Annotated in this window: 2 protein-coding genes and 1 pseudogene; 2 read left to right on the plus strand and 1 reads right to left on the minus strand. The window is 68.4% G+C overall.

The window, feature by feature from the left end; translation table 11 throughout:
- Positions 1-500, plus strand: a 500-nt coding sequence (locus VFM98_RS04025; RefSeq protein WP_325108615.1) for an MFS transporter, incomplete at its 5' end; no start/stop codon positions are given.
- A 203-nt stretch (positions 501-703) separates the two neighbouring features.
- Here VFM98_RS04025 and VFM98_RS04030 read toward each other — a convergent pair.
- Positions 704-2,014: an IS1380 family transposase gene (locus VFM98_RS04030; RefSeq protein WP_325108616.1), complete on the minus strand. Its 1,311-nt coding sequence runs from the start codon at positions 2,012-2,014 to the stop codon at positions 704-706.
- A 119-nt stretch (positions 2,015-2,133) separates the two neighbouring features.
- Here VFM98_RS04030 and VFM98_RS04035 point away from each other — a divergent pair.
- Positions 2,134-2,333 (plus strand): annotated as a pseudogene (locus VFM98_RS04035) (hypothetical protein); the annotation flags it as partial.

The following is a 2,333-nucleotide window of genomic DNA, read 5'->3' on the forward strand; positions in this document are numbered from 1 at the left end:
GCATCAGCAGCTACTACACCTTCTACCTGATGGACCACTTCGGCCTGGCGGTGCAGAGCGCGCAGATGCACCTGTTCCTGTTCCTCTTCGCGGCCGCGGCGGGCACGCTGCTCGGCGGCCCGGTGGGCGACCGCGTCGGCCGCAAGCCGGTGATCTGGGCGTCGATCCTCGGCGTGGCGCCCTTCGCGCTCGCCCTGCCCTTCGCCAACCTGTTCTGGACGACGGTGCTCACGATCGTGATCGGCCTCGTGCTGTCGTCGGCGTTCTCGGCGATCCTCGTCTATGCGCAGGAACTGATTCCCGGCAAGGTGGGCATGGTCTCGGGCCTGTTCTTCGGCTTCGCCTTCGGCATGGGCGGCCTCGGCGCCGCGGTGCTGGGCGTGCTGGCCGACCACACGAGCATCGAGTTCGTCTACCGCATCTGCGCCTTCCTGCCGCTGCTGGGCTTCGTCGCGCTCTCGCTGCCCGACGTGGAGCACCGCCGGGCGGCGATGCACTGACGCACAGCGGCCGCGCGGCCGGATGCGCTAGCCTGGATCTTTCGCCAGTAGGCCGGCGGGCGTGCTCGTAGGTCTGTTGATGCAGCCGGAGGGCTTGTCCTGGTCGCCGCGCTGGCTGTCAGAGGCGCTTTCTGCCGCCCAAGGCGTAGTACCCCCTTTCCCCCGTTGTTTGTCCGCGTGCCGGGGACAGCACTCCAAGGCCTCTATGGGGCCAGGGCGCGTGCGGCGCTGAGGAAGACGTCCTTGAGCGGGTGGTGCGAGGCCAGGAACAGCCGCACCCGCCGGGTGTTGCGCAGCACGGCCGCGCCGAACTTGAGCAGCTTGACGCGGATGGTGGCCGTGCAGGCGCGTTCGAGCTCGGTGCCCGCCAAGCCCAGGCGGCGCAGGTTGATCATCAGCGTGTAGGCCAGCGCCGCCAGCAGCAGGCGCATCTGGTTGGCGGCGAAGCGGCTGCAGCTGGCGCGCCGACCGAACAGATCGAGCTGAGCTTCCTTGATGCGGTTCTCCGCTTCGCCGCGTGCGCAGTACAGCCGCTCGTACAGCTCGGTGGCATCGCCTTGCAGGCTGGTCACCACGAAGCGCGGGTTGGCGCCCTGGGCGCTGTGCTCCAGCCGCGCGATGACGCGTCGCTCGCGCGGCCAACTGCGCGCGGCGTAGGTGAACTCACCGATCAGCCGTTGCTTGGTGCCTGTCGCCTCGTAGGCTTCAGCCAGAGCCTGCATCGCAATGGCCGAGCGCCATTCGAGCGCCACGTTCTTCTGCAGCCCGATGAGGTAGTCGATGCCCCAGGCCTCGAAGCGGCGCAGCGCCTTGGAACGGCAGAAGCCCGAGTCACCTCGCACGATGAGCTTGACCTCAGGCCATGCCTGGCGAAGCCGCCGCGCAATGAGCTTGACCAATGCGCTGAGCACGCTGGCCGGGTCACGCCAGCTCGGCCGCAGCACGCACGCCAGCATGTCCTGGCCGCAGAACACGTACAGCGGCAGGTAGCAGTAGTTGTCGTAGTGAGCGTGGAAGTGCGCGCCTTCTTGCTGCCCGTGCAGCGGTACGTGCGTGGCATCGATGTCCAACACCAGTTCCACGGGCGCACCATCGCGGCTGGCGATGAACTGCTCCAGCAGCACCCGGTTCAGCGCCACCGCGTGTGCCATCGTGGCCGACGTCTCCAGCCGGCTCAGCGTCGGGGCCGAGGCCAGCGCCTCGTCGCGACCTACTGCTGTCTGCACCGCCAGGTCGTGGCGCAGCGTGTTGTGGTCGGTCACGTCTTCCCAACCGCAGCACAGGCCATACACGCGCTGCGCCAGCAGGCTGCGCAAGTCGTGGCGCACGCTGGCCTTGCGGCGCGGATCCCCCAGGGCCGCCGCGGCCATGCGCGTCAGGCCGATGCGTTCATCGACCTGGCGCAGCAGCAGCGAACCACCGTCGCTGACGATGTCGCCGCCGTCGAACGCGGCCTCCACCACCCGGCGTCCGACCTTGCCGAACCTCACTGCCCCATCGGTACACTTTGGCACTGGGCGACCTCCCTCGACTGCCTTGGTTGCATAGACGTAAAGCACCTATGACAACGTGCAGCTTGGTGGGGTCGCCTACCTCATTGCTGGTGAAAGATTCAGGCTAGAGTGGCGCGCACATGCCATCCACCACCGCACCAGCGCCGCACGCGCCGCCGCCCCTGCCCGACCCGCGCCACGCCAGCCGCGTCCCCGCCGACGTCACCCCCGAACAAGTGGAGCGCGTGCGCAAGGCCGCGTTCCACCTGCCGCAGGTGCTGAAGCCGGCTGACTTCGCCACCGAAGACATCGTTCCCTCCGACGAGCACCTGCACCACCT

Source organism: Ramlibacter sp. (genome assembly GCF_035706265.1).
Lineage (GTDB): Bacteria > Pseudomonadota > Gammaproteobacteria > Burkholderiales > Burkholderiaceae_C > Ramlibacter.